This is a genomic window from Undibacterium sp. (genome assembly GCF_030683615.1).
Taxonomy (GTDB): Bacteria; Pseudomonadota; Gammaproteobacteria; order Burkholderiales; family Burkholderiaceae_D; genus Undibacterium; species Undibacterium umbellatum.
This window is the reverse complement of the sequence record NZ_JAUXQE010000036.1, coordinates 93,659-118,740: the sequence shown is the minus strand read 5'-3', so window position 1 is coordinate 118,740 and position 25,082 is coordinate 93,659. Positions and strand designations below refer to the sequence as shown.

General features: G+C 49.8%; 23 protein-coding genes. 7 read left to right on the top strand and 16 right to left on the bottom strand.

Annotation, left to right across the window (positions count from 1 at the left end; translation table 11 throughout):
• Nucleotides 1-85: 85 nt before the first annotated feature.
• The 3 genes from metG to Q8K39_RS18935 all read left to right on the top strand — a co-directional run bounded on the left by metG (nucleotide 86) and on the right by Q8K39_RS18935 (nucleotide 4,658).
• The gene (gene metG, locus Q8K39_RS18945; RefSeq protein ID WP_305262660.1) at nucleotides 86-2,155 is read left to right on the top strand and encodes a methionine--tRNA ligase; all 2,070 of its coding nucleotides are present in this window, start codon (nucleotides 86-88) and stop codon (nucleotides 2,153-2,155) included.
• A gap of 15 nt (nucleotides 2,156-2,170) precedes the next feature.
• Nucleotides 2,171-2,650 carry a GNAT family N-acetyltransferase gene (locus tag Q8K39_RS18940; protein WP_305262658.1) on the top strand — a complete coding sequence of 160 codons (480 nt, stop codon included), beginning with the start codon at nucleotides 2,171-2,173 and terminating at the stop codon, nucleotides 2,648-2,650.
• Between the two features lie 175 nt (nucleotides 2,651-2,825).
• Nucleotides 2,826-4,658: an aminopeptidase P family protein gene (locus Q8K39_RS18935; protein WP_305262656.1), complete on the top strand. Its 1,833-nt coding sequence runs from the start codon at nucleotides 2,826-2,828 to the stop codon at nucleotides 4,656-4,658.
• 268 nt (nucleotides 4,659-4,926) lie between these two features.
• Here the strand turns inward: Q8K39_RS18935 and phoR are convergent, their stop codons facing one another.
• The 7 genes from phoR to pstS (Q8K39_RS18900) form a co-directional block, all read right to left on the bottom strand.
• Nucleotides 4,927-6,219 carry a phosphate regulon sensor histidine kinase PhoR gene (gene phoR, locus Q8K39_RS18930; RefSeq protein ID WP_305262654.1) on the bottom strand — a complete coding sequence of 431 codons (1,293 nt, stop codon included), beginning with the start codon at nucleotides 6,217-6,219 and terminating at the stop codon, nucleotides 4,927-4,929.
• 152 nt (nucleotides 6,220-6,371) lie between these two features.
• Nucleotides 6,372-7,058, bottom strand: a complete 687-nt coding sequence (phoB, locus tag Q8K39_RS18925) for a phosphate regulon transcriptional regulator PhoB (protein WP_186951889.1) — start codon at nucleotides 7,056-7,058, stop codon at nucleotides 6,372-6,374.
• 9 nt (nucleotides 7,059-7,067) lie between these two features.
• Entirely contained in the window at nucleotides 7,068-7,778 is a 711-nt protein-coding gene (phoU, locus tag Q8K39_RS18920) for a phosphate signaling complex protein PhoU (protein ID WP_186951890.1), read from the bottom strand.
• A 121-nt stretch (nucleotides 7,779-7,899) separates the two neighbouring features.
• Nucleotides 7,900-8,679 (bottom strand): phosphate ABC transporter ATP-binding protein PstB, encoded by a 780-nt coding sequence (gene pstB, locus Q8K39_RS18915; RefSeq protein WP_186951891.1) that lies wholly within the window; start codon nucleotides 8,677-8,679, stop codon nucleotides 7,900-7,902.
• A 13-nt stretch (nucleotides 8,680-8,692) separates the two neighbouring features.
• Nucleotides 8,693-9,565: a phosphate ABC transporter permease PstA gene (gene pstA, locus Q8K39_RS18910; RefSeq protein ID WP_186951892.1), complete on the bottom strand. Its 873-nt coding sequence runs from the start codon at nucleotides 9,563-9,565 to the stop codon at nucleotides 8,693-8,695.
• The gene (gene pstC / locus Q8K39_RS18905) at nucleotides 9,565-10,545 is read right to left on the bottom strand and encodes a phosphate ABC transporter permease subunit PstC (protein WP_370868645.1); all 981 of its coding nucleotides are present in this window, start codon (nucleotides 10,543-10,545) and stop codon (nucleotides 9,565-9,567) included. The genes pstA and pstC overlap by 1 nt, the downstream gene beginning before the upstream one ends.
• A gap of 155 nt (nucleotides 10,546-10,700) precedes the next feature.
• Entirely contained in the window at nucleotides 10,701-11,744 is a 1,044-nt protein-coding gene (gene pstS / locus Q8K39_RS18900; RefSeq protein ID WP_305262652.1) for a phosphate ABC transporter substrate-binding protein PstS, read from the bottom strand.
• Between the two features lie 280 nt (nucleotides 11,745-12,024).
• Here pstS (Q8K39_RS18900) and ppk1 point away from each other — a divergent pair, with 280 nt between their 5' ends.
• The 3 genes from ppk1 (at nucleotide 12,025) to Q8K39_RS18885 (ending at nucleotide 15,589) form a co-directional block, all read left to right on the top strand.
• Nucleotides 12,025-14,121 (top strand): polyphosphate kinase 1, encoded by a 2,097-nt coding sequence (gene ppk1, locus Q8K39_RS18895; protein WP_186952032.1) that lies wholly within the window; start codon nucleotides 12,025-12,027, stop codon nucleotides 14,119-14,121.
• A 2-nt stretch (nucleotides 14,122-14,123) separates the two neighbouring features.
• Nucleotides 14,124-14,603 carry a phosphohistidine phosphatase SixA gene (gene sixA, locus Q8K39_RS18890; protein ID WP_186951894.1) on the top strand — a complete coding sequence of 160 codons (480 nt, stop codon included), beginning with the start codon at nucleotides 14,124-14,126 and terminating at the stop codon, nucleotides 14,601-14,603.
• A gap of 98 nt (nucleotides 14,604-14,701) precedes the next feature.
• Complete coding sequence (locus tag Q8K39_RS18885) at nucleotides 14,702-15,589, top strand: EamA family transporter (RefSeq protein ID WP_305262650.1); 888 nt, start codon at nucleotides 14,702-14,704, stop codon at nucleotides 15,587-15,589.
• A gap of 3 nt (nucleotides 15,590-15,592) precedes the next feature.
• On the opposite strand, the gene Q8K39_RS18880 is transcribed toward Q8K39_RS18885, so the two are convergent.
• The 3 genes from Q8K39_RS18880 to Q8K39_RS18870 all read right to left on the bottom strand — a co-directional run bounded on the left by Q8K39_RS18880 (nucleotide 15,593) and on the right by Q8K39_RS18870 (nucleotide 17,919).
• Complete coding sequence (locus tag Q8K39_RS18880) at nucleotides 15,593-16,459, bottom strand: UDP-2,3-diacylglucosamine diphosphatase (protein WP_305262648.1); 867 nt, start codon at nucleotides 16,457-16,459, stop codon at nucleotides 15,593-15,595.
• A gap of 2 nt (nucleotides 16,460-16,461) precedes the next feature.
• Nucleotides 16,462-17,226, bottom strand: a complete 765-nt coding sequence (locus Q8K39_RS18875; protein ID WP_186951897.1) for a GNAT family N-acetyltransferase — start codon at nucleotides 17,224-17,226, stop codon at nucleotides 16,462-16,464.
• A 222-nt stretch (nucleotides 17,227-17,448) separates the two neighbouring features.
• The gene (locus tag Q8K39_RS18870) at nucleotides 17,449-17,919 is read right to left on the bottom strand and encodes a hypothetical protein (RefSeq protein ID WP_222616382.1); all 471 of its coding nucleotides are present in this window, start codon (nucleotides 17,917-17,919) and stop codon (nucleotides 17,449-17,451) included.
• Between the two features lie 195 nt (nucleotides 17,920-18,114).
• Between Q8K39_RS18870 and pstS (Q8K39_RS18865) the strand changes: the two genes are divergently transcribed.
• Entirely contained in the window at nucleotides 18,115-19,164 is a 1,050-nt protein-coding gene (gene pstS, locus Q8K39_RS18865) for a phosphate ABC transporter substrate-binding protein PstS (protein ID WP_186951898.1), read from the top strand.
• Nucleotides 19,165-19,174: 10 nt separating this feature from the next.
• On the opposite strand, the gene Q8K39_RS18860 is transcribed toward pstS (Q8K39_RS18865), so the two are convergent.
• From Q8K39_RS18860 to Q8K39_RS18835, 6 genes are all read right to left on the bottom strand, one after another.
• Nucleotides 19,175-19,963: a DUF4184 family protein gene (locus Q8K39_RS18860; protein WP_305262646.1), complete on the bottom strand. Its 789-nt coding sequence runs from the start codon at nucleotides 19,961-19,963 to the stop codon at nucleotides 19,175-19,177.
• Between the two features lie 15 nt (nucleotides 19,964-19,978).
• Nucleotides 19,979-20,671, bottom strand: coding sequence for a penicillin-insensitive murein endopeptidase (locus Q8K39_RS18855; RefSeq protein WP_305262645.1), 693 nt, complete (start codon nucleotides 20,669-20,671; stop codon nucleotides 19,979-19,981).
• Nucleotides 20,668-21,306 carry a VOC family protein gene (locus tag Q8K39_RS18850; RefSeq protein ID WP_305262643.1) on the bottom strand — a complete coding sequence of 213 codons (639 nt, stop codon included), beginning with the start codon at nucleotides 21,304-21,306 and terminating at the stop codon, nucleotides 20,668-20,670. The genes Q8K39_RS18855 and Q8K39_RS18850 overlap by 4 nt, the downstream gene beginning before the upstream one ends.
• A 41-nt stretch (nucleotides 21,307-21,347) precedes the next feature.
• Nucleotides 21,348-22,286, bottom strand: coding sequence for a hypothetical protein (locus tag Q8K39_RS18845; protein WP_186951901.1), 939 nt, complete (start codon nucleotides 22,284-22,286; stop codon nucleotides 21,348-21,350).
• 95 nt (nucleotides 22,287-22,381) lie between these two features.
• Entirely contained in the window at nucleotides 22,382-23,608 is a 1,227-nt protein-coding gene (locus tag Q8K39_RS18840) for a hypothetical protein (RefSeq protein WP_305262641.1), read from the bottom strand.
• A gap of 154 nt (nucleotides 23,609-23,762) precedes the next feature.
• Nucleotides 23,763-25,064, bottom strand: coding sequence for a cytochrome c (locus Q8K39_RS18835; RefSeq protein WP_305262639.1), 1,302 nt, complete (start codon nucleotides 25,062-25,064; stop codon nucleotides 23,763-23,765).
• Between the last annotated feature and the right edge of the window lie 18 nt (nucleotides 25,065-25,082).

Sequence of the window (25,082 nt, the reverse complement as noted above, 5' to 3'; positions counted from 1 at the left end):
ACCCCGGATCAGGGCATAGCGGCTGCAATTTGTGCATTCGCTGTTAGAATAATGCCCTTATCCGTTCATAAAAAGTGCATCAACCATGACCCGTAAGCTGTTTGTCACCACTGCCCTGCCGTACGCTAATGCGCCCTTCCACCTTGGTCACATCATGGAATATATCCAGGCTGACATTTGGGTAAGGCATCAGCGAATGTCGGGTCACGAGGTACATTTCGTCGGCGCGGATGATGCACACGGTGCACCTATCATGATTGCGGCTGAAAAAGCCAATATCACTCCACAAGAATTTGTGGCGAAAATTGCTGCCGGACGCAAACAATACCTCGACGGTTTCCATATCCAGTTTGATAACTGGCATTCAACCGATGGCGAAGAAAACCATCAGTTGTCACAGGACATCTATCGCAAACTGAAGTCTGCTGGCTTTATCACCAGCAAAACCATAGAACAGTTCTTTGACCCGGTCAAAAACATGTTCCTGCCTGACCGTTACATCAAGGGCGAATGCCCTAAATGTGGGGCCAAGGATCAGTATGGCGATTCCTGCGAAGTCTGCAGCGCCGTGTATGCGCCTACAGAATTGAAGAATCCCTATTCCGTCCTGACCGGTGCCACACCGATCATGAAATCGTCTGAGCATTTCTTCTTCAAATTGTCTGATGAAAAGTGCGTGGAATTCTTGCGTGGCTGGGCTTTGAAAGACAACCGCCTGCAGTCTGAAGTGGCAAACAAATGCAAGGAATGGCTGGAAGGCGAAGGCGGCCTGGGCGACTGGGATATCAGCCGCGATGCGCCTTATTTTGGTATCGAGATTCCTGATCAACCGGGCAAATATTTCTACGTCTGGCTGGATGCGCCTGTGGGCTACCTGGCTTCGCTGAAAAATTACTTCGGTAAAATCGGTCGTGATTACGATGCTTTCATGGCTGACCCGACGACTGAGCAAATCCATTTCATCGGTAAGGACATCACTTATTTCCACACACTGTTCTGGCCAGCGATGCTGAAGTTCTCTGGCTACAAAACGCCAGACAATGTGTATGCCCATGGCTTTGTGACTGTCTCTGGCGAAAAAATGTCCAAGTCACGTGGTACTGGTATTTCGCCGCTGCGCTATCTGGAAATCGGCATGAACCCTGAATGGCTGCGTTATTATTTCGCCGCCAAACTCAATGCCAAGGTAGAAGACCTGGATATGAATCCGGAAGACTTCGTTGCGCGTGTCAATTCTGACCTGATCGGCAAATACATCAACATCGCCAGCCGCGCTGCTGGTTTCATCAGCAAGCGCTTTGATGGTGTCGTGGCGACAGACTGGGCGACGGCTGATGATGCCTTCCTGAATAATCTGCGCAATGTAGCGCCAGAAATCCAGGCCCTGTTTGAAGCACGCGAATACGGCAAAGCCCTGCGCGCTGCGATGGAACAGGCTGACCTGGTGAATGCCTATGTTGATCACAACAAGCCCTGGGAACTGGCGAAGAAACCAGAGAACGACGCAAAATTGCAGGAAGTCTGCAGCCGCTTGCTGGAAGCCTTCCGCATCCTGACCATCTTCCTGAAACCGGTCTTGCCACATCTGGCAGCACAGGTAGAAGCACAATTGAATATCAACCCATTGCAATGGGCAGACGTTGCTCAACCATTGCCGCACCAGCACAAGATCAATCCTTACAAGCATTTGATGCAAAGGGTGGATCTGAAGATATTTGATGATTTGTTTGATGCACCAGCACCCGTAGCTGCGGCGGCTACCGAGACGGCAGAAGCATCAGAGGTAGCGGCATCTGACATCGAACCACTGGCCGAAGAAATCAAAATTGATGATTTTGCCAAGGTAGATCTGCGTATTGCCAAGATCGTCAATTGCGAACATGTAGAGGGTTCAGACAAGCTCTTGCGCCTGACTCTGGATGTAGGCGAAGGCCGTACCCGCAATGTGTTCTCCGGCATCAAATCTGCTTACCAGCCAGAACAGCTGATAGGCAAATTCACGGTCATGGTGGCTAACCTGGCACCACGCAAGATGAAGTTTGGCATGTCAGAAGGCATGGTATTGGCCGCATCAGCGGCGGATGAAAAAACCCATCCAGGTTTGTACATACTGGAAGCATGGCCCGGTGCTCAGCCTGGTATGCGTGTTCGTTAATATCTTGACCAGCGTATGAATATTGTTGTCCGCGAAGCTGCCATAGAAGATGCGCAACTCATCGCGCATCTGACCCGCACTTGCTGGACTGACAAGGTAGCCGCCACCTCCAGCGGCCATCATGAAAGCAGTGAGCGTGTCTGCAATGACTTAATGCAGGGCGGCGGTTTTATTTTGCTGCTGGATGATGAACCAGTAGGTTCTGTACGCTGGCTACCACTGGATACAGAAAATAATTGTTGGGAAATGCTGCGCATGGGTGTGCTGCCCGCTTTTCGCGGTTCGACCCTGTCCCAGCATTTGCTGGAAGCCGTCATCCATGCAGCCCAGGCATCTGGCATAGAAGAATTGCGCCTTGGTGTACGCAGTGACCAGCCCCGCTTGCTGGACTTGTATGCAGCCTTTGAGTTTGAGCTCGCGCCTGAACTCGAGTATTCCCACGCCAATCCAAATGAGCCTGCCCCGCATGTCATGCGCCGTTTCTTAAGATATTAGAGAAATCGGCATACTTGCTCATATCTAATATATTTTAGGTATACTCTTTCCCAGTTTTGCGAATGCAAGCATATGCTGACATATTTACAATGCAACCAAGCTTCGCCAGCATTCATACCATTCTTGCAATACACTTGTTCTCACTCTTTGTTGATCCTGCTTTGGAAACTCATCCATGAACAGCCCTGTTATCCCTTCCGCAGTCACCTCTCCTATCCCTGCCCGTCTTGTCCAATTACGTGCTGCCATGCAGGCTCAGGGGCTGGATGCCTATATTATTCCATCGTCCGACCCACATCTGTCTGAGTACTTGCCTGACCGTTGGCAGGGCCGTAGTTATTTTTCAGGCTTTACCGGCTCGGTGGGCACTCTGATTGTTACTGCTGATTTTGCGGGTCTGTGGGTAGACAGCCGCTACTGGAGTTCGGCAGAAACTGAGCTGGCACCCACTGGCATCAAGATGATGAAAATAGCCTCAGCCGCAGCTACCCTTTACATAGACTGGCTAGCTGGCAATCTGCAAGCTGGTCAAACGGTGGGCGTGGATGGCGCAGTATTGGGGCTGGCAACTGCGAGGGCGCTGGAACAGGCTTTGCAAAGCAAAGGCATCAAACTCAATACCAGCCATGATCTTTTGGATAAGGTGTGGAGCGAACGCCCAAGCTTGCCGCAGGCGGCCATCTATGAACATGCAGCACCTTATGCCGTAGTTGCCCGCGCTGACAAACTGGCAATGATACGTGAGCAAATGCACAGCAAAAATGCAGATTGGCATTTTGTTTCGACAGTCGATGACCTTGCCTGGATTTTCAATTTGCGTGGTGCCGATGTCAGCTATAACCCGGTATTTGTTGGTCATGCCTTGATCAGTCAGACTGAGGCAAAGCTGTTTGTATCCGCTGGCAAAATCCCGGCAGAACTGGCAGCAATATTGGCAAAAGATGGTGTCAGCCTGGCGGGCTATAGCGAAGCCGCTGCTGCATTGGCCGCCCTGCCAGCAGATAGCAGCATCATGATAGACCCGCGCAGGATTACTTATGGCTTCCGCCAGAGCATACCAGCAACTGTCAAAATCATCGAAGCCATCAACCCATCGGTATTTGCCAAATCCCGCAAAACCGCAGAAGAAGCGCAATTTGTCCGTGAAGCCATGGAACAGGATGGCGCAGCTTTGTGTGAATTCTTTAGCTGGCTGGAAAGCGCGCTTGGCAAGCAGCGGATCACCGAACTGACCATCGATGAAGCAATTTGTGCAGCCCGTGCGCGACAGCCTCACTTTGTCTCACCGAGCTTTAATACCATCGCTGGCTTCAATGCCAACGGAGCCATGCCTCATTACCGCGCCACCCAGGAATCACATTCAGTCATCGAAGGGGATGGCCTGCTGTTGATTGACTCTGGTGGTCAATACCTGAATGGCACGACGGATATCACCCGCGTTGTTCCAGTAGGCCAGGTATCTGAAGCGCAAAAGCGCGACTTCACTCTGGTCTTGAAAGGCATGATCAATTTATCGCAAATGCGTTACCCGCGTGGTACCTTGTCACCCATGCTTGATACCGTGGCGCGCGCCCCTATCTGGGCCGATGGCGTTAACTATGGTCATGGTACTGGTCACGGCGTAGGTTATTTCCTGAATGTGCATGAAGGCCCGCAAAGCATTTCCCCTGCGATAGCAGAAGCCCATATGGCGATGGAACCTGGCATGATTACTTCTAATGAGCCTGGCATTTACCGTCCGGGCAAATGGGGAGTTCGTATAGAAAACCTGCTGCTGAACGTGTCAGCCATGCAAACCGAGTTTGGCGAGTATCTGGAATTTGAAACCCTGACACTCTGCCCTATAGACACACGCTGCATCACGGTAGAGCTATTGCGTGAAGATGAAATCAAATGGCTCAATGACTACCACGCCATGGTTTTGCAACGCCTGGTTGGCTGCGTCAGTGGCGGGGCATTGGAATGGCTGAAAGAAAGAAGCAAACCCTTGCTGCGCCCCGCCAACTGATCGCCTCTTGCCCATCCCGTCCATTTCACTGTGAAGAAACAAGCTATGGACGAAACTGAGCTTTTGCAGTGCAAGAGTTTTCGTAGCGTTGATAGAGAGGGGCTGCTGTTTCGCAGATGCGCCGTTCAAGTACGCGCTCATCAAACACAGTGAGCTTAAGTGCATGAATATCAATGGCATGCAAGCCTCTGAGTTACTGCGCGTCTATCAGTAAAGCAAAAATGATGAAAGCCGCATATGCGGCTTTCATCATTCTAAGTCTTGATTATTACCCACTCACTATTGAAACTGGAAACTGCACGCAAAATTTACTGCCTACATCCGGCGTCGATTCGATCAATAAATTCGCTTTGTGCCTGAGCAGCACATGCTTGACGATGGCCAGGCCGAGACCGGTGCCCTGGGTTTCGCGGGAACGGCTTTTATCGACGCGGTAAAAGCGTTCAGTCAGACGTGAGATATGTTCAGCGCTAATGCCAATACCATCATCCTGTACGGCAAATTTGGGGCCATTTGCGGTATCTATCCAGCTAATTTTGATGTTGCCGTTTTCTGGTGTGTAACGGATCGCATTCGTCACCAGATTGGTCAGGGCGCTACGTATCTCATCATTGCTGCCGCGGATATCCGGGCCTGTACATTCCAGCGTAATTTTGTGTTTGCCAGCAGACAGGGCATGCGCCTCCTGCATTATCTGATCCAGCAGACCTTGCATACTGATGCGTTCTGGGCGTGGTGGATAATCTACCGATTCCAGTCTGGTCAGGGTCAGCATGTCTTCTACCAGGCGCTGCATGCGCTCACCCTGCTCGGTCATTAGTTTAAGATGCATATTGCGAGTGTGATTATCCAGATCACTTTGCATTGAGGCGATTTCCAGGAAACCGTTGATCACGGTCAGCGGTGTGCGCAATTCGTGCGAGGCATTGGCAATAAAGTCGCGCCGCATCATGTCTATGCGCTCGGATTCGGTGACATCATGTGTCACCAGAATCTGGCGGCGGTTTTCAAATGGAATGATATGAGCAATCAGCTTGCGGTCGCGGAAAGACAGCGTCAAGGGCGTCTCGTAGCGCCCCAGGATAATGTAATCCATGAATTCAGGGCTGCGTACCAGATTGGTCACACGCATGCCCTTGTCCTGTGCATGGCTCAAGCCCAGATGACTTTCGGCTGCAGGATTACACCACTCCAGAAATAAAACGTCATCCATGATGACCACACCGTCTGGCAACAGTGTCATGGCCTGGCGAAAACGTGCCAGCCATTCTGCCAGCTCAGCCTGATTTTTCTCATCACCACGACGCAATTTATACAGACGTGAAAAAATATCAGTCCAGGCCCCCCAGCCATCCGGCAAGCGTGAACTACTGGGATGGTCTAGCCAGTCAGCAAGGCGCTGCAAGTAAAACAACTGTACGCAAAACAGAGCGACCATACCAAATAGCCCCAACACCAATCCTGTTACCGCCCCCCACAAATAGATAGCGCATGCCGTTCCCAGAAAGACCAGGAGGATGCGGACAAATGCAGAAATCCAGAAAATAAGGCGTGGAGACATGATGGGTCCTGAATATTGCTTGGAATGTGATGATGATATATGGTTTGAACTGATATCAGTGATCAGTTTCACGCTACCCCATTCCCATTTTGAAATGAGGTAGCGACACAAGCGCTGGCCGTGACGTTTGCATCAACTGCGCGTTTGCTGAATTATTTTTCAGAAAGCATGTAGCCAACGCTACGTACAGTCTTGATCAGGGATTCCGCATTCTTCAAGACTTTGCGCAAACGCAGGACATGGACGTCCACCGTTCGCTCTTCGATGACGACGTGATCGCCCCAAACTTTATCAAGCAACTGGCTGCGTGAAAACACACGCTCAGGATGAGCCATGAAAAATTTCAGCAACTTGTATTCGGCGTGACCGATATCGACCTTGTTGTCCTCTATCTTGACTGTGCAACTGACAGGATCAAGCACAACAGGACCTGCTGTCAGGGCAGTCTGTGCATGTTCAGGGCTCTTGCGGCGCAGCAGGGCCTTGATCCTGGCGGTCAATTCACGCGGCGAAAACGGCTTGGTAACATAATCATCGGCGCCATGGTCAAGGCCGGCGATCTTGTCTTCTTCCATGCTTTTTGCAGTCAGCATGATGACTGGGATTTCATTGAACTGGCGGTCTGAGCGTATCTTGGACAAAAGACGCAAACCACTCTGATCTGGCAACATCCAGTCCAGCAAAATCAATTGCGGCGTGCGGCGCTGCAAATATTCCCAGGCTTCAGCAGTTGTATTGACGGCAAAAGTGTTCCAGCCTGCCGCACGCAGGGAAAAACTGACAAGTTCTACAATTGCCGGTTCATCCTCGACGATGAGTATTGTTGTGTCTGTAGCCATCATCAATAATTAACTCAGTTTTTCCTGCTTGGTCGCTACATAATCCGAATGGCGGATATCCTTGCCCTCTACGATATAAATCGTATGTTCGGCAATATTCTTGGCATGGTCCCCAATACGCTCGATTGCCTTGGCCACCCACAGCGCATCCAGGGACGATGATATCGTGCTTGGATCTTCCATCATGAAGGTAATCAGATTGCGCATGATAGAGCGGAAATCATTGTCGATCAGCGCATCCTGGGCAATCAACTGCACTGCCTTGTCGCCATCAAGACGGGCAAAGGCATCCAGCGATTGATGCAACATATCTGCCACACTGCTGGCAAGCACACGCACAGTTTCATAGCCGCTGAACATGGGCACACCACGTCTGGTGCTTGCAGCATCCCTTGAAATACGCGCGATTTTGGTTGATTCATCGCCTATGCGTTCAAGATCAGTGATGACCTTGCCAGTCGCCATGACGGTACGCAAGTCATTCGCTGCTGGCTGGCGCTTGACGATAAGGTGGCTGCACATATCGTCCAGCGCCACTTCGAGGCGATTGACTTCCAGATCAGATTGAATCACGGCTTCTGCCTGTTCAGCATTACCGGTACGGAAGCAAGACATGGCATCGTGAAAATGGCTTTCTACCAAGCCACCCATTAACAAGACCTTGGAGCGTATTGTCTCCAGGTCCATATCGTATTGTTTTGAAGAGTGTTCGCCTGTCACAGGTTTCTCCTGAATTCGCAATTGCAAAATGTAAACGTCGCTGCTTTATAAAGCTTCACTTAAGCAGCATCGCTTGTCCACGCATTTGCATGGACAAGCAAGCGCAAATGTGCGTCGTTTGTTAGCCGAAACGGCCAGTAATATAGTCTTGAGTTTCTTTCTTCACGGGGTTCATGAAGATATGATCAGTCTCGCCAAATTCGACCAACTCGCCCAGATACATATAGGCAGTATAGTCAGAGCAACGCGCTGCCTGCTGCATGTTATGGGTCACGATGGCGATGGTGTATTCCTCTTTCAGCTCATTGATCAATTCTTCAATCTTGACTGTAGAGATAGGATCTAGTGCTGAAGTCGGCTCATCCAGCAGCAAGATTTCAGGTTTTACTGATACGGCACGGGCGATGCACAGTCGTTGTTGCTGACCGCCAGACAGGCTCAAGCCACTCTTGCTGAGTTTATCTTTCACTTCTGTCCAGATCGCCGCTTTTTTCAATGCCCATTCAACACGCTCATCCATCTCGCCCTTGGACAGGTTCTCGTATAAACGAACGCCGAAAGCAATATTGTCATATACCGACATAGGGAAGGGAGTCGGCTTCTGGAAGACCATGCCTACACGGGCGCGCAGCAGGTTAATATCCTGATCTGCATCGAGGATGTTTTTGCCGTTATAAATGATGCTGCCTTCCGCACGCTGACCGGGATACAGATCGTACATGCGGTTCAGGGTACGCAACAAAGTCGACTTACCACAACCGGATGGACCGATGAAAGCTGTGACTTTTTTATCGTAAATATTCAGATTGATATCGCGCAGGCTACGTGTTGTCCCGTAAAAGAAATTCAGCCCGCCGATTTCGATTGCTTTTTTCTGTTGATTGTCTTGTAGAGTAGTCATATCGAGGTCAGTATTAATGCTGTGTTTTTTGGTTAAACAAAGTACGCGATAAAATATTCAAACCGAGAACGCTGAAGGTGATCAGCAATGCGCCACCCCAGGCCAGTTCACGCCAGTTGTCGTACGGGCTCATGGCGAACTGATAAATCACGACTGGCAAGTTAGCCATCGGTTGATTCATATTGCTGCTGAAGAACTGATTATTCAAGGCGGTGAACAATAAAGGCGCCGTTTCACCAGAAATACGTGCAACTGCCAGCAAGATACCAGTGACGACACCAGCTTTGACAGCGCGCAAGCGTATCATCAAGGCCACCTTCCAGCGTGGTGCACCCAGAGCAAATGCGGCTTCACGCAAACTGGCAGGCACCAGGCCCAGCATATTATCAGTGGTACGGACGACCACAGGTATAGCGATGAGTGAAATGGCGATACTGCCAGCCCAACCAGAGAAGTGTTTGACGTTGGCCACATAAATCGCATACACGAACAAACCAACAACGATGGATGGGGCCGACAACATGATGTCTGTCACAAAACGGGTAACGCCCCCAAACCAGCTCTTGTCGCCATATTCAGCCAGATAGATACCAGCCAGTATGCCTATAGGCGTAGAGATCAATGTGGCAATGCCCACCATGGCAAAGCTGCCGAAAATGGCATTCATCAAACCACCGCCATCACTACCTGGTGCCGGTGTAGATTCTGTGAACATGGCAAGATTGACTGCTGAAGAACCCTTCATCAACAACGTGAGCAAGATCCACATCAGAAAGAACACGCCCAGCGCCATAGCAATAGAAGACAGAGTGATACCTATCTTGTGCATCAACAAACGCTTGCGATACACCGGATTACTGGCAGATTGCATTGTAGAATTTTGCATTATTTTGCTCCTTCTTTACGTGCCAGACCCAGCAACATTAGCTTAGCTGCGGACAAGACGACGAAAGTAATGACGAACAGTATCAAACCAAGCAGGAACAGGGATGATGTATGCAGTGGTGATTCAGCTTCGGCAAATTCATTGGCAAGTGTAGAAGCGATACTGTTACCAGCAGCAAACAACGACCAGGACAAGTGATGGGAATTACCAATCACGAAAGTAATCGCCATGGTTTCACCAAGTGCACGACCCAAGCCCAGCATGACGCCGCCGACCACACCAATTTTGGTATATGGCAAAACAATCTTGCGCACTACTTCCCACTTGGTACAACCCAGACCATAGGCAGACTCTTTCAGGACGGGAGGCACGACTTCAAACACATCGCGCATCACTGAAGCAATGAAAGGGATAATCATGATGGCCAGAATTACACCAGCAGCCAGAATACCCATGCCTATCTTGGGACCAGTGAAAAGGGCGCCGATCACCGGCAGCTTGCCCAGTGTCGCAGCCAATGCAGGTTGCACATATTGCGAGAACAGCGGCGCAAATACAAACAAACCCCACATGCCATAAATAATACTCGGCACACCTGCCAGCAGTTCAATTGCCGTACCCAATGGGCGTTTGAGCCAGTTTGGGCAAATTTCGGTGAGGAACAAGGCAATCCCGAAACTGACAGGAAAAGCGATCAGCAAAGCGATGACCGATGTCACCAGAGTACCGACGATAGCTATCGTACCACCGAATTTGTCATTAACCGGATCCCACTCTATGGTCCAGATGAATGGCAAACCAAATTCCTTCATGGCCGGAATGGCACGCAGGAACAAAGAAATAATGATACCAACCAACACCACCAGCACAAGGGCGGCGAAAGTGAAGGTCAGCTTATGAAAAAAGAAATCTTGCCAACGCTGGCGACGCATCACCGTTGCCATTTTCACAGGATCGATTTGATCGACCTTTTGCGACATTGAAGTTGCAGCAGGAGGGATTGCAGTTGGTGCAGTCATGTTGACGGAGGACATTTGGGTAGTCATGGGTGTCTTTTCCACCGGAAGGTAATCCGGACTTAACCGGATTACCTCGTTCTGTTTAGTTCAGCTTCTGAACAGGTTAAAACTATTTATTACCAGATCGCCTTGCCTGATGCGTCTTTGATTTTTGCTTTCCAGCCGTCGTCGATCAATTTGACAACAGGTGCTGGCATGGCGACATAATCCAGCTCAGTAGCCATGGCGCCACCATTCTTGAATGCCCAGTCAAAGAACTTCAATACCTCTTTGCCTTTTGCAGCATCGGCTTGCGATTTATGCATAATGATGAAAGAAGCACCAGTGATAGGCCAGGAAGCTTTACCAGGCTGGTTAGTCAAGACCAGGTACATGCCTGGCGCTTTACTCCAGTCAGCGCCAGCAGCAGCGGCCTTGAAATTTTCGTCATCTGGCGCAGCGAACTGTCCATCAGAATTTTTCAACAAGGTGTGAGTCATCTTGTTTTTCTTTACATAGGCGTATTCCACATAACCTATGGAATTTCTAATTTGCCTGACGCTGGAAGCGACGCCTTCATTACCTTTACCACCCACACCGACTGGCCATTTGACCGCAGTGGCAGAACCAACTGCTGTTTTGAAGTCAGCATTGACTTTGCTCAGATAGTCAGTCCACAAGAATGTAGTACCAGAACCGTCAGAGCGATGTACTACCGTAATGTCTTCTGCTGGCAATTTCAAACCGGCATTGATAGCAGCGATTTCTGGCGCATTCCATTTAGTGATCTTGCCCATGTAGATGCCTGCCAATACGTCACCTGTCATCTTCATTGTGCCAGGAGCGATACCTTCCAGATTGACGACAGGAACCACACCGCCGATGATGGCTGGAAATTGCACCAGACCTTCAGCATCCAGTTCTTCGAGCTTCAAAGGGCTGTCCGAAGCGCCGAAGTCTACTGTTTTTGCCTTGATTTGCTTGACACCACCACCGGAACCAATGGATTGATAGTTCAGACCGTTGCCAGTAGCTTTTTTATAAGCTTCTGCCCATTTTGCATAAATTGGATATGGGAAAGTCGCACCAGCACCAGTAATGTCGGCAGCGTGAGCAGCGCCAAATGTGACAGCGACGCCAATTGCAGCGATAAGAGTTTTGACAACACGTTTGATTTGCATGTTCACCTCAGAGTTAAATAACAGTATTCAGTACTACGAGGCGCACTGTACAAGCCAAATATGACAAGATTATGACTTAAAATAAAACCCATGAAATAATTAACCTTATTATCATTTTTATGTCATAAACTTGTCATGCGAACAGTCTAAACTATCCGCGTATATATATGACAGCCTTTATGACATGCAAAAAATTATGCCAAATCAGGATGTACCCTCTTCTGCAACTACGTTGGAAGAAATGAAACAGACTCCCAACACTGAAATCAAGACGGCAACCATGCCAGTCAAAACTGCAGCGCCAGAATTGTCACGCTCTGTGATTTTCCTGGACAGGGAAATGTCACAAATCGCCTTCAACTGGCGTGTACTTGCTCAGGCGGAAGACCGCAGCATCCCCTTACTGGAGCGTTTGAAGTATTTGTGCATCGTCGGCAGCAACCTGGATGAGTTTTTTGAAGTCAGGGTTGCTAGCCTGTTGGCGCAAAACACGATAGACGGCGAACTGGTACAGCATCCGACTTTTCAGGCCATGCTCAAGCGGGTCAGCGATGAATGTCATCAACTAGCAAAAAGACAATATGAATTGCTGAATCAGGAGATCCTGCCGCAGCTATCCAAAAAAGGCATACACCTGTTACGCCATTCAGAGCGCAATGAAGCCCAGCGCGCCTGGGTAAAGTCTTATTTCGAGAGGGAAGTCAGGCCCCTGCTGACACCCATAGGGCTGGATCCGGCCCATCCGTTCCCTCAAGTCGTCAACAAGAGTTTGAATTTCATCGTTTCGCTGGCAGGCAAGGATGCTTTCGGTCGCGGCACGGCCATCGCCATCGTCAAAGCCCCACGCGTTTTGCCACGCATCATACGTTTGCCGGATGAACTTTCCAATAACGGCATGGCCTTTTGTCTGCTGTCTTCTGTTATTCACTCGCATATAGAAGATTTATTTAATGGCCGTGAAGTCATCAACTATTCACAGTTCCGCGTCACCCGCGACAGTGATTTGTGGGTTGATGAAGAAGAAGTCAAGAATCTGCGCCAAGCTTTGCAGGGTGAATTGCAAACCCGTCAGTTTGGTGCTGCCGTGCGTCTGGAAGTGGCAAAAAATTGCCCCGAAAATCTATCCCGCTTCCTGCTCGAACAATTCTCCCTCGACAATGACCGCCTGTATCCAGTCGATGGCCCAGTAAATATGGTCAGGCTGGGTGAACTGGTAGACCATGTCAAACAGCCTAATTTGCGCTTCCCGCCCTTCTCAGCCAAAGCGATAGGAAAATATGCGCATGCCGACATTTTTACTTTGCTGCGCAAGCAAGACATACTCTTGCATCACCCTTTCCAGCCTTTCCAGACAGTCATTGATTTCATACGCTCGGCGTCGCAAGATCCTAGCGTCGTCGCTATCAAGCAGACTATCTACCGAACCGGCATGAATTCCGATTTGATGGAATCCTTGATCACGGCAGCCAGGCTGGGCAAGGAAGTCACCGTCATTGTCGAGCTGATGGCGCGTTTTGATGAAGAAGCGAATATCAACTGGGCCGACAAATTGCAACGTGCCGGTGCACAGGTAGTGTATGGCGTGGTCGGCCTGAAAACCCATGCCAAACTGGCACTGGTGATACGCCGCGAAGAAGGTGGCACTCTGCGCCACTATGCCCATCTGGGCACTGGCAATTATCATCCTTCGACTACACGCTTTTATACTGACTTTGGCTTGTTGACTGCCCACCCCGGCATGGCTGCGGAAGTGAATGAAGTATTCATCCACCTGACTGGTTTGACCAAACCCAAGAAACTCGAATATTTGTGGCTGGCGCCATTTGCGCTGCAACCGCAAATCATCAAGGCCATACGCAATGAAGCACGCATAGCGCGTGAAGGGCGCCCTGCCCGCATCATCGCGAAAATGAATGCTCTGCTGGATGAATCCGTCATTCGTGCCCTGTATGCGGCATCGGCAGATGGCGTCAAGATAGATCTGATCATTCGAGGTGCCTGCGCATTGCGTCCTGGGGTACCTGGCTTGTCAGAAAACATCAAGGTACGATCCATCATAGGCCGCTTCCTTGAGCATAGCCGTATCTATTACTTCCGCAATGATCTGGCGCATGATGTGTATCTGGCCAGTGCTGACTGGATGAACCGCAACCTGTTCCGCCGCATTGAAGTGGCTTTCCCGGTGCTGGAGAAATCTTTGAAGAAGCGCGTCATTTCCGAGGGTCTGGAACCCTATCTGAAAGATAATGTGAATGCATGGACGCTGGATTCAGACGGTCGTTACGAGCGCAAGAAAGCCAGAGCAAAACAAGTGCAATTCTGTGCCCAGCAACACTTGATGCAAACTTTGGGTTCGCTATCTGATACGGATAATTAATAATGGATCTCATTCTCTGGCGTCATGCAGAAGCAGAGCCGGCGACGGCAGAACTGACTGATGAATTCAGAAAACTGACCGGCAAAGGAAATAAGCAGGCAAGTAAAATTGCTTACTGGCTGGATAGCACACTGCCTGAAACATGCAGGATCCTGGCCAGCCCGACCATACGCACCAGGGACACGGCGGAAGCACTGATAGCCTGCGGCAGGAAATATAAGATCATGCCTGAACTTGGGCCAGCGGCCACAGTCAGCGATGTATTGACTGCCGCAAACTGGCCAAATAGCCGAGAACCGGTACTTATCATCGGCCATCAGCCTTACCTTGGACAAGTAGCTGCCGAGCTTCTAGGACATCCCTTGCAAGAGTATGGTGTGCGCAAAGGCAATGTCTGGTGGATCACGCAAAAGCAGCGTGAAAATGAAGTTGTGCAAACCTACTTGAAAGCTATCATGTCGCCAGATCTGGTGGTGAAATAGACATTTACTCGGCACTTAGGCCTGGTAAAAATACCGGTGCTCAGCAGCGAACTTGGCTTGCTGATACTATGGAGGACCGTCTTTACCCATAAAGCACGATGAAACCCTTGCACATCCTTGCCGCCTTGCTTGCCGTCATCACCTGGGGCATTAATTTTGTTGTCATCAAAATCGGCTTGCAGGGTTTGCCACCTGTGCTGTTCACTGCGTCGCGCTTTGTGTTTGCCGCCCTGCCCCTGATTTTTTTTGTTCCCCTGCCCAAGACTTCCTGGAAATGGGTGATTGCCTATGGCATGTTCCAGTTTGCCTTCCAGTTCACGCTGCTGTTTTGCGGTATCAAGCTGGGCTTTCCTGCTGGACTGGCTTCGCTGGTCATGCAGTTGCAGGCATTTATCACCATGGGCCTGGCTGTCGTGATCATGGGTGAAAAACCACAGTTCGTACAAGTATTGGGTGCCTTGATCGCCTTGTCCGGCATGGCGCTGGTCGCCATGAATTTGGAAGCACAGGCAACCATCGTTGGTTTCGTGCTGGTTGTTGCTGGCGCAGTATGCTGGGGTATCGCTAATATCGTCACCAAGAAAATAGGTGTCGTTAATCCCTTGTCCATGGTGGTGTGGGGTTCGGCGATTGCCAGCCCGCCTTTGCTGCTGGCATCTTTCATGATGGAAGGAATGGACGCCTGGCAAGCCGCATATGCGCAACTCAACTGGACTTCGATCGGCGCCATCGCTTATCAAGCCTACCCCAATACCATCGTTGGTTTTGGCATATGGTCGTGGCTGATGCGCAAGTATCCCGCTGCAACAATTGCACCATTCACCCTGCTGGTACCCGTGGTGGGCATGCTGACAGCTTCTATCGTTTTAAATGAGACTTTATTCTGGTGGAAAATTTGCGCTGGATTATTGGTGCTTGGTGGCCTGGCTTGCAATCAACTTGGTATGCGCATCTGGTCGTGGTTCAGACCAGCAGCAGCGACCTGAGCATTAGCTCGTAACGACCTCGAGTTCAGCCTCTTCCACATTGGTATCTCCCACTGCGTCTGCCACATGCTCCGGGTGGCAGATCTCATGCCAGGTCACCAGCCTGAGTTCACCCTTGGCATCTTCCACCAGGGCTGACAAACTCTCTACCCAGTCGCCATCATTACAATACAGGATGCCACCTATGTCGCGAATTTCTGGCTTATGGATATGGCCGCAGATAATGCCGTCCAGGCCTTTGCGCCGCGCCTCATCTGCCAGTGCGTCTTCAAATTGCGTGATGTAGCTGACCGCATTCTTGACCTTTTGCTTCAAGTATTGCGAGAGCGACCAGTAAGGCATGCCAACGCGGGCGCGCCAGTTATTGAATATCTGGTTGAACTTCAGGATCACTGTGTAGAGGCTGTCACCCACATAAGCCAGCCACTTGGCACAGGCGATGACGCCATCAAACCTGTCACCATGCAAAACCAGCATGCGCTTGCCTGCGGCCGTGGTATGCACCAGCTCGTCTCTGATCTTAATGCCACCGAAGTCGAGATCGATAAACTGGCGTACTGATTCATCATGATTGCCGGGCACGAAGATCACATTCGTGCCTTTCTTGGCTTTTTTCAGGACAGTTTGCACGACGTTGTTGTGAGTCTGATCCCAGTACCAGCGGCGCTTGAGTTGCCAGCCATCGATGATGTCACCGACCAGATACAGAGTATCTGAGTCGGTTGCACGCAAAAATTCCAGCAACTTGGCCGCCTGGCAGCCGCTCGTTCCCAGATGCAAATCTGAAATCCAGATAGTGCGGAAACGCTGGGTTTCTTTCTTACCGGTTTTATACAATTTGCTATTCAGGAACTGATCGGCTGGCTTCATATTTATTGCTCCCCTGTACCGTAATGGCGTGCGTAACGGTCGTCCAGATTCGCCAGCGGCAACATGACGAATAAATCAGCACTATGGAAATCAGGGTCCCAGGCTGGATCACCACACACCCAGGCACCAGCACGCAAATATCCTTTCAACAGCGGCGGAATACGTGCTTCTGTCGACGTGCTATCGATTTCATCGAGAGGGAAAGGAGTATGAGGCGTAACGCGGTATTCCAGTGGAGAGAAATCTCCTGCAGACAAACCACGGTATATTGCAGCTGCATTCTGGCCACCATCAGTCAGACTAATACTGGCGCAACCTATCAGGTGCGAGCAACGTTCGCGGCGCATGTAGGCAGCCAGGCCGGCCCACAGCAACATGATGACGGCACCACTACGATAATCTGGGTGGATGCAGGCACGTCCAGCTTCTGCCACGCTATTGCGTATATGCTGCAAGCGGGACAGATCGAATTCTGTTTCAGAATAATAGCGCCCCAACTGGCGGGCAGCATTTGGCCCCAGTATGCGGTAAGTGCCAACCACTTTCAGGGTCTTGGAATCACGCACAATAAGGTGATCGCAGTGCTCATCAAATTCATCTTTATCCAGGCCATCTGGATTGGATAAAGCAGATAAGCCCATGCTTTCTATAAAGACCTTATAGCGCAAGCGCTGGACTTCTTTCACTTCTTTTGCCGTTGTAGCAAGGCTCAGATTGAGTTTGGAAAAACTGGGATTAGCATCGGCGGGTATCGTGAGTAATCGCATTCATCGTCCTTGTCATGTTGTTCGTTGATCCGACGAACGAAGAATAATCAAGGATTACTTCAGCAATATGACAGTAGGATGTCGGTTTGATGACAAGTCAAAAAAACAACAATCCCTGAATGACTTACATCAGACAGGGATTCTCAAGCAAAAATCAATGCATATAGACGGCAGCTCACCTCACTCAAGCGAGTGCAGCCCTTGCCAGTCCATCAGCTTGCATTACTTTTCTTTCTTTGGCCGCCCTGCCTTTAGCGGGGCCAGGCCAGCGATCAATTTTTTTAAAGTAGGCACATCTGTCTTACCCAATAAGGCCACGCCTATACGCAACAATTGGCTTTTCTTGACTTCCACCCCAGCTTTCAGGCAGGCTTTTTTTACGGCACCAAGTGCGGCATATTCACTTTCCGGCATGGTGAAGCTGTCGCGCACCAACTTGGGTTTTTTGAGCTTTTCTACGACGACTTCTGGCACTGGTTTCACTTCCCCGGTTTTTGCTACAGGCTTGCTTCGAGCAGGCGCTCTTGCAGTAACTTTTGCCGTTGTTTTTACTGGCGCTTTTTCATCCGTCACGGGCTTGCTGACAACCTTGTTCTTGCTTGCTGCGACTGGAATTTTCTTAATAGCCACGACTTTTTTCTCTGCGCTTGCTGCCACTACCGGACTCAATTTCTTCGTTGTTACGGTTGCCATTCCAGCCTCCAGGTTAGAAAACATGTAAACAATATAAACAATATATTGTTGTTATGCAAGGAAGAAGCATAGCCAGCAGAAATGACAGGGACATTACGAAAAAATGGTCCCGCCGAAAAAATATCGCATGTCATGAGATAATCCGCGCCATTTTCCTTATGCAGGATCCCGAAATTATTTCGTTTTACTTTATATATGATCTCACGCAATTCTTTATTATTCCCCCTTGCATTACTCCTCTCCCCTGCCATTACCCATGCGCAAATTCAGGGTTCAGGATCGTCAGCAGCAGCTCCACTGTATCAAAGATGGGCTGATGCCTACAGCAAAACTGGCGGTACAAATATAGTCTACCAAGCCCAGGGCTCTTCTGCCGGTATCAAAAAGATCAAAGAAAACAGTGTGGATTTTGGCGCGAGCGACGCTGCCATGAGTCAGGCAGAGCTGAAAAAAGAAAAATTGATACAATTCCCGTCTGCTATTTCTGGCGTCGTTCCTGTCATTAACCTGCCAGGTATCAAGACTGCCGAGCTACGCCTTACTGGCGAGATACTTGCAGGTATTTTTTCTGGTGACATCACAATATGGAATGATGCCGCTATCAGTGCGCAAAATCCTGGCGTGCGACTACCCAATAAAAACATAGAAGTCATCGTGCGTCAGGATGGATCCGGCACGACATATAATTTTTCTGACTATCTGAGCAAGTCCAGTAAAAGCTGGCAGGCAAAATTTGGCAGGAACTTCACTATTCCCTGGAACACCCGCCTGACACAGGTCAAGGGTAGTAGCAGTATAGCCAGCACTCTCAAGAAAACACCGTATGCCATCAGCTACATCGACTACAACTATGTAACTCAGGAAAAACTCGACTTTGCCTTGCTGCAAAATCGCGATGGTAGATTCATTGCCCCTTCAGCCGAGGCATTTTCATCTGCCCTGACAAATAGCAACTGGAAAGCCAATGGAAATTTTGAAGAAATGCTGACCGATAAGCCAGGCCTGAAAAGCTGGCCCATTACCATGGGTACTTTCATCGTCATGCAGCAACGTGCTAAAGATGCACAGCAAACCACCGCCGCCATGAAATTTTTCACCTGGGCCTTTATGCGTGGTGACCGCTATGTCAACAGCGTTGATTTTGTACGCCTGCCCGACCACCTTCAAGCCAGAATATTCAAGGAAATGACGACAGTCACCGATAAAAAAGGGGAAGTATTGAACTGGAATTTGAACCCCATGTAGGGCAAAAATTTCATCCTTGCACGTGGGATGCAGTCCTGGCCCTGGCTATCAACAAGGCAGCAATACTCAACAGCAAGGCGAAGCTAGTAGTCGCACATAGGGCAAGGCGAAAGAGGAAGGCTTCTTTCGCCAATGTACCATCAGCCATGCTGGACATACCATATGCCAAAGGCAAGCCCAGCAAGAATGCCGTCATGGCCGTGCTGACCAATAAAAAATAACGCCATTGGTCGCTTTCTCGAGGTTCGAGTATGACGATATGTGGCAGCTTCTTTCGCCATTGCAGATAGCAGTAAGCAAGGCCGAACAACCCAAAGAGCGTACTCAGATGCTGCAATAGATGAAAAGCTTTAGTATGAATACCTGCTATTTCAACTGGTTTGCGCAGCACCTCGAAATAGGCAACGGCGAATCCGCTGGCATGCGTGAATGCATCCCAGACTATATGTGTCGCCGCCCCCAGGATCAGTGCCAGTGAAATCCAGAAAATTTGCGGCCCCACCAAAGTCTGGGGCAATGTGGCATGCACCTGCAGTGCCTGTCTTTGCATTTGCGGCAACAAATAGATGAAGTGAGCTTGCGTCAAACGCATAAACATGAAAACGGCCCAGCCCATGGGCAGGCACACCAGCAGCAATCCCGGCCACTGATGGGCCAGCGTAGCCAGGTCAAAAGCAAACACATAGTAGCCAAGATCAGGAGCAATACTCCCTATGATCAAAGCCATGAGATTGAAGCGCTGTGGTGCAAGACGTTGCAAGGGAAGGATGGCGAGCGGATGAGCGAATGTCCAGGGCATGGTGACTGGTTGAGCTTAGTTCTTTTTGCAGGGAATGGCGAAATCGACATGATAATGCTCATCATGTCTGATCCATGCTTTACCCTTCATGAAATTCAAATGTTCTTGCAAATAGGAGCCGCGAGGTGTGGCAAATAATTTTGCCTGATACGGCGGGTCAATAATCACCAATGCCAGGCTTCTGCCCTTTGCTTTTGCTGCCAGATCCAATTGATACAAATGCTCGGCCAAGGCGACAAAATCGATACGATAATCAGCAAAGCGCCCTTGCGCATCAAAGTCAATCTCATAGCCATATTTATTGCTGACAGTACCTGGCAGGGGCTTAGATATACCTTGTACATCTACCACTGGGACCATAAAATCGACCGACAAACCATTTTTGTGGGTACGATGGGGGCGTATGCGCCCCCCTTTTTTCCAGCCTGTTTCGCCATAAACAAAAACTTTATCGCTGGCCGTTAATTCCAGTTGCTGATAAGCGAGAGCAATAATGTCTGCCACTGCAGAATGGACATAAGTTCTGCCCAGGCTCACACCTAGGGCACTATAAGCAGAAAAATTACGGCCCTCAGCGGGCAAGCTAATGCCCCCCTCCAGACGCCCATTGGCTACAGTCCCATAGCATGTACTTTTCGCTTGTGCTGCACAAGACAATGCCGGGACCATACATGCCAGCCAGATAAATGCACACCTTAATATGTTCAAGACAATATCCGCAATCCAAATGGTGTCATGATGTAGGCGATCAATTGAGGTGCTAGTCCTGTCAAAACGGGCTTGATTTCTATATTGCCTTCCACTTTCAATTCCTGCATCAATTGAGAAACCCTGGTCGTATCAGGATGCAACAATTCAAGCTTGAGCAAACTCATACCCTGATCATGCATGCCAGTTGCGGGGTGTGCCACAGTATGCCATTCGATTAAGGCAGGCGCGATGCCTTGCAAGGGCAAGGAACCATCTTCTGGTATTGTGATCAGCCAGTGATTGCCTCCACGGCTCATGGCTTCGATGTTACCTAGATTTTCCTGTGTCTGGCCTATGGCCGCTTGTATATCTGTCGTACGCACCACCCAGTTTGATAGCCGTGGCTGGCTAACTGGCATCAGCGTATCCAGCGCAAACCAGCGTGGTCGCGCTGGCCTGGTGGCATTGGGATTTGGTGCTATCACTTCGAGAAATAATTCAGGGCCAAGGCGCACAAACATATTGTGTGTGCCCATGCGCGCGTGTTCGCCGCCAGCCTGTGGCTCAACCCCCAATACGCGTTTGACATACGCTGCACCTGATATCAGATCAGATGCCGTGATGGTGATGTGATCTATGATGCAAGCAGGCAAATTATCCTCGGCATTGTCCAGAAGAAGTAAGCTGAGCCAGTCTATTTGACTGCATCGGCTTTGGCTGGCGGGGGATTTACGGCTGCCGGAGTAATGGTCACAGGTACTAACGGCACCGCTGGCAAGGCACTGCGCCATGCCTCTGGAGTACAGAGTTCCCATTTTGCATTTGGTACATAAAACAGCGCTGCCTGTTTGCGCGAGAGGAAATGGAAAGACGGTTGCTGTATCGCTTTGACCGAGCCATCAGCAATAAAATACTCGATAGAAAAACGTGGATAAGCCATGACCAGACCACCAACGGCAAAAGAAACATCCTCTGGCTTGATGATCTCTGCCACTTTTTCTTCGCTGGTGCCAGTGGTGACCTCCATCAAACGCAGCCTGGTCTTTTCAAACAGCTCACGCTCAGCCATGGATTCGCGCGCACTGTTCAGTTTGCGTAATATGCCGAAAGGATTTGTGCCGATATCGACCAGTGAACCGATTTGCGACAGCGATGGATTATTGACGACTTCGACAATACTGCGCCAAGTGGATTTGCCGGAGAATTGTAAAGTCACTGCGGACGTATTTTGGCTGGCAGCCAGCAGCCCCTCAATCCAGGCATTGGCATCTTTCGCCCAATGATACTTGATGGCCGAGGCATAGCCACGGCAACTATAAAATGCCAGCGCATCTTGTTTGGAGACTGTGCCGGAGAGTTTATTATCGACAAACACCAGGCCACCAATATCTCCATCCGTCATGGCCACATAGGCAATATTGCGTCCTTGAGCATCTTTCATCTCGAAGCGCTCCATGGCTGACTCTGGAGGTACAGTCGTAATCACATAGCGTGCATCGGATTTTTGGTCAACTGCCAGACTTTTGATCGGGCCAGTGTTCTTGCTGGACTGGTCTATATTGTTAGCGGCGAGCACTGGATAAATAAAGCACAGCGCAAATGCTGGCAGGCAGGCAAGTAAAGGTGATCGCATATGATGAAAAAGATTTATAAAGAAGCAATCTTAACTGAAATTACTTCTTTATAGCACTTTTCATCGGCAAAAGACAAGCTGGGTAAGTGAGAGCTTTAATTGACAATCACTTCAACAACGACCATCAACTCAGGGAAATCATCACGCTGGACCCTGACATGATAAACACCGGGCTGCACGGGTGCCGTATAAGCGCCGAGTATATCAATTGTCCCGGCATTGGCTTCCACCAAAGACCAGGTGGTAGGCTGACGTATGTAATACATGCCAGGCGGATAATTTATCCCCGCAGAAAAGAAATACTGAGCCCCGGCTTTCAAGCTGATGCTTCTGGTTTCGACATTCAGATAAGGTGTAAACACTGGTGATGATGCACTATTTACCGTGATTGTGGCTGTGGCATTCAGTGCCGGAAAATCTTCTCTTTGCACCATAACATGGTATACCCCGGCTTTATCCGGCGCAGTATATTCACCGTTGAGCGTGATACTGCCACCATTGTTTTCCTGAACTGACCATTTCACAGGCTGGCGGATATAACGCACATTTGGCGGGTAATTGGTGGCAGCAGAAAAACTCAATTTACCGTTGACTGCCACTGTTGCCGTCATTGGCATGAGTTCCAGAGTAGGTTTGAAACTCAGATCAGGATTATCCAGCGGCAGCCCGACTGCTGTCGCCTTCGCCAACAAATCCAGCATCTGACTTTGTTGTGCTGCACTCATTTTTGCTTTCAGGCTATCCAGCAATTTATCTTGTGCATCGCCAGCACTCGCATTGGCCGAAGTTGCTGCCTTCAAGGGGGTGCTGTAAAAATCGGTCAGCTTGCTGAGATCGGCATAGACTAGTAAAGCTTGCGTGACATCGGCTTGCGCCTGTTTGATGGTGCTGGCTGTCACCGCTTTTTCTATCGCTGCGGCATCAGGATTAGCGAACACCCCGCTCATATCGCTACGCATCAGGCGCGTCGATAACATGTCGGTCAAAGGTGTCAAATTAACGACACCTGCATTGATGGCAATTGCATGCAGTTTTTTATTGTCTGCCGGATTGTTCACTTGTAATACGCACGGCGGCGCACCACCTGCGATTATCAGGGCATAAGCGCCATCAGAAGCTGTTGTGGTGGTGCCACTACCAGTGCGACATTTGGCATTGACAGGGGCGCCGGATATCGCCATTCCTGTCGCTGCCGTACCGGATAAAGCCAGCCCGGTCGCTGGCGTCACTCCGCCAGAGATTGCACCAGTACCCGTGCCACCACCACACGCCGCCAACAACACTGCAGAAAAGCAAAAGCCCAAACCAAGAGCAGGTTTCAATTGACTCACCTTGCAGAAATTTTGAATTGAAGCCAGTGTAAAACTCAGCTTGCGCCAAGTCTGCTTAAAACTGTATGTAAATTGTCACCAAATTGTATTTCGCATATCTCACGCTAGCGGCGAGTTGGATAGAACAAATCCAATACTTTGCGTCCTATTCCATGGCCGCAGACCGGTAACGATTCACTTCAGATGAAGTCAGCACGCCCGCTTTATTCCCCCAGGCGTTGCGCACATAGCTGAGTACCAGCGCAACTTCATTGTCTGTCAGCGTATGGGCGAATGGTGGCATGCCGTAGGGGCGAGGATTATCTCTGGTGACTGGCGGAAAACCACCAGACAAGACCATGCGTACAGGATTGGAAAGAGCATGACTGAGTACAGCTGGATTTGCCTGAAGTGCCGGATAAATATTTGCCACACCCTCACCCTGTGCCCCATGACAATCCAGGCAATGAGTCTTGTACAAAGCACCGCCTTGCTTCAAGACCGCATCCATACGTTCTGCACCCAGCTCAGTGCCAGCCATGGCCTTGTCCAGTATATCTTTTTCTGCCACTTGCACAGTCGGTATCGCCTGCAGATAAGTCGCCATGGATTTGATGTCCGTATTTGACAAATACTGGGTACTGCCTGCGACTACTTCGGCCATGGGTCCAGAAACTGCAGTGTGCTGATTGACACCGGACTTCAGCAAGACAATCAATTCTTCTGCAGGCCATTTAGCCAGATTCACTTCCTTGCTATTTGTCAGCGCTGGCGCATACCAGCTTGCCAACTCACCGCCAGATAAATCACTGACACCCGCATTGGCACCAAGGCCATTTCGGCTACCGTGACAAGCACTGCAATGGCCCAACCCATTAACCAGATAGGCACCACGATTCCACTCTGCAGACTTGCTCTGATCTACCTGATAGCTGGCAGGACGAAAGTAGGCAGCGCGCCAGAATGCCAGCAAAGCGCGCTTATTGTATGGAAAACGCAGTTCATGTGCCTGATTTGGTTTTTCCACCATGGGCAAGGACATCAGGTAGGCATACATGGCATCCGCATCATCACGCGACACCTGAGTGTAATTGGTGTAAGGAAAAGATGGATAAAGCAAACTGCCATCTTTGGATTTGCCATTGTGCAAGGCTTGCCAGAAATCCTCTGCCGTCCATCTACCGATGCCAGTTTTCACATCAGGTGTGATATTCGGTGTTTTGAAGTTGCCAAAATCGGTTTGCAACAAGCGGCCACCAGCAAAAGCTGCCCCACCCCTTGCCGTGTGACAGCCCATGCAATTTCCAGCCTTGACCAGGTACTCGCCCTTACCGATCTTATCGGCTGCCGACAGTTTTTCGGAAGTGGCAACTACCCTTGTGTCATCCACCAGATAATAACCATAAGCTGCCACGGCAATGACCCCTGTCAACAAGAGCAGTAAAACAGACAATACAATTTTTTTCATAGACTTGTTACAGCTAAG

Bases quoted from the DNA above. Each gene is read 5' to 3' on its own strand.
- phoB (WP_186951889.1), bottom strand. From the start codon at position 7,058: ATGGCTACAGACACAACAATACTCATCGTCGAGGATGAACCGGCAATT.
- Q8K39_RS18835 (WP_305262639.1), bottom strand. From the start codon at position 25,064: ATGAAAAAAATTGTATTGTCTGTTTTACTGCTCTTGTTGACAGGGGTC.
- Q8K39_RS18940 (WP_305262658.1), top strand. From the start codon at position 2,171: ATGAATATTGTTGTCCGCGAAGCTGCCATAGAAGATGCGCAACTCATC.
- sixA (WP_186951894.1), top strand. From the start codon at position 14,124: ATGGATCTCATTCTCTGGCGTCATGCAGAAGCAGAGCCGGCGACGGCA.
- phoR (WP_305262654.1), bottom strand. From the start codon at position 6,219: ATGTCTCCACGCCTTATTTTCTGGATTTCTGCATTTGTCCGCATCCTC.
- Q8K39_RS18875 (WP_186951897.1), bottom strand. From the start codon at position 17,226: ATGCGATTACTCACGATACCCGCCGATGCTAATCCCAGTTTTTCCAAA.
- metG (WP_305262660.1), top strand. From the start codon at position 86: ATGACCCGTAAGCTGTTTGTCACCACTGCCCTGCCGTACGCTAATGCG.
- pstB (WP_186951891.1), bottom strand. From the start codon at position 8,679: ATGACTACTCTACAAGACAATCAACAGAAAAAAGCAATCGAAATCGGC.
- Q8K39_RS18885 (WP_305262650.1), top strand. From the start codon at position 14,702: ATGAAACCCTTGCACATCCTTGCCGCCTTGCTTGCCGTCATCACCTGG.
- pstA (WP_186951892.1), bottom strand. From the start codon at position 9,565: ATGCAAAATTCTACAATGCAATCTGCCAGTAATCCGGTGTATCGCAAG.
- Q8K39_RS18880 (WP_305262648.1), bottom strand. From the start codon at position 16,459: ATGAAGCCAGCCGATCAGTTCCTGAATAGCAAATTGTATAAAACCGGT.
- pstS (WP_186951898.1), top strand. From the start codon at position 18,115: ATGATCTCACGCAATTCTTTATTATTCCCCCTTGCATTACTCCTCTCC.
- Q8K39_RS18935 (WP_305262656.1), top strand. From the start codon at position 2,826: ATGAACAGCCCTGTTATCCCTTCCGCAGTCACCTCTCCTATCCCTGCC.
- Q8K39_RS18870 (WP_222616382.1), bottom strand. From the start codon at position 17,919: ATGGCAACCGTAACAACGAAGAAATTGAGTCCGGTAGTGGCAGCAAGC.
- Q8K39_RS18845 (WP_186951901.1), bottom strand. From the start codon at position 22,286: ATGCGATCACCTTTACTTGCCTGCCTGCCAGCATTTGCGCTGTGCTTT.
- pstS (WP_305262652.1), bottom strand. From the start codon at position 11,744: ATGCAAATCAAACGTGTTGTCAAAACTCTTATCGCTGCAATTGGCGTC.
- Q8K39_RS18860 (WP_305262646.1), bottom strand. From the start codon at position 19,963: ATGCCCTGGACATTCGCTCATCCGCTCGCCATCCTTCCCTTGCAACGT.
- ppk1 (WP_186952032.1), top strand. From the start codon at position 12,025: ATGCCAGTCAAAACTGCAGCGCCAGAATTGTCACGCTCTGTGATTTTC.
- pstC (WP_370868645.1), bottom strand. From the start codon at position 10,545: ATGTCGCAAAAGGTCGATCAAATCGATCCTGTGAAAATGGCAACGGTG.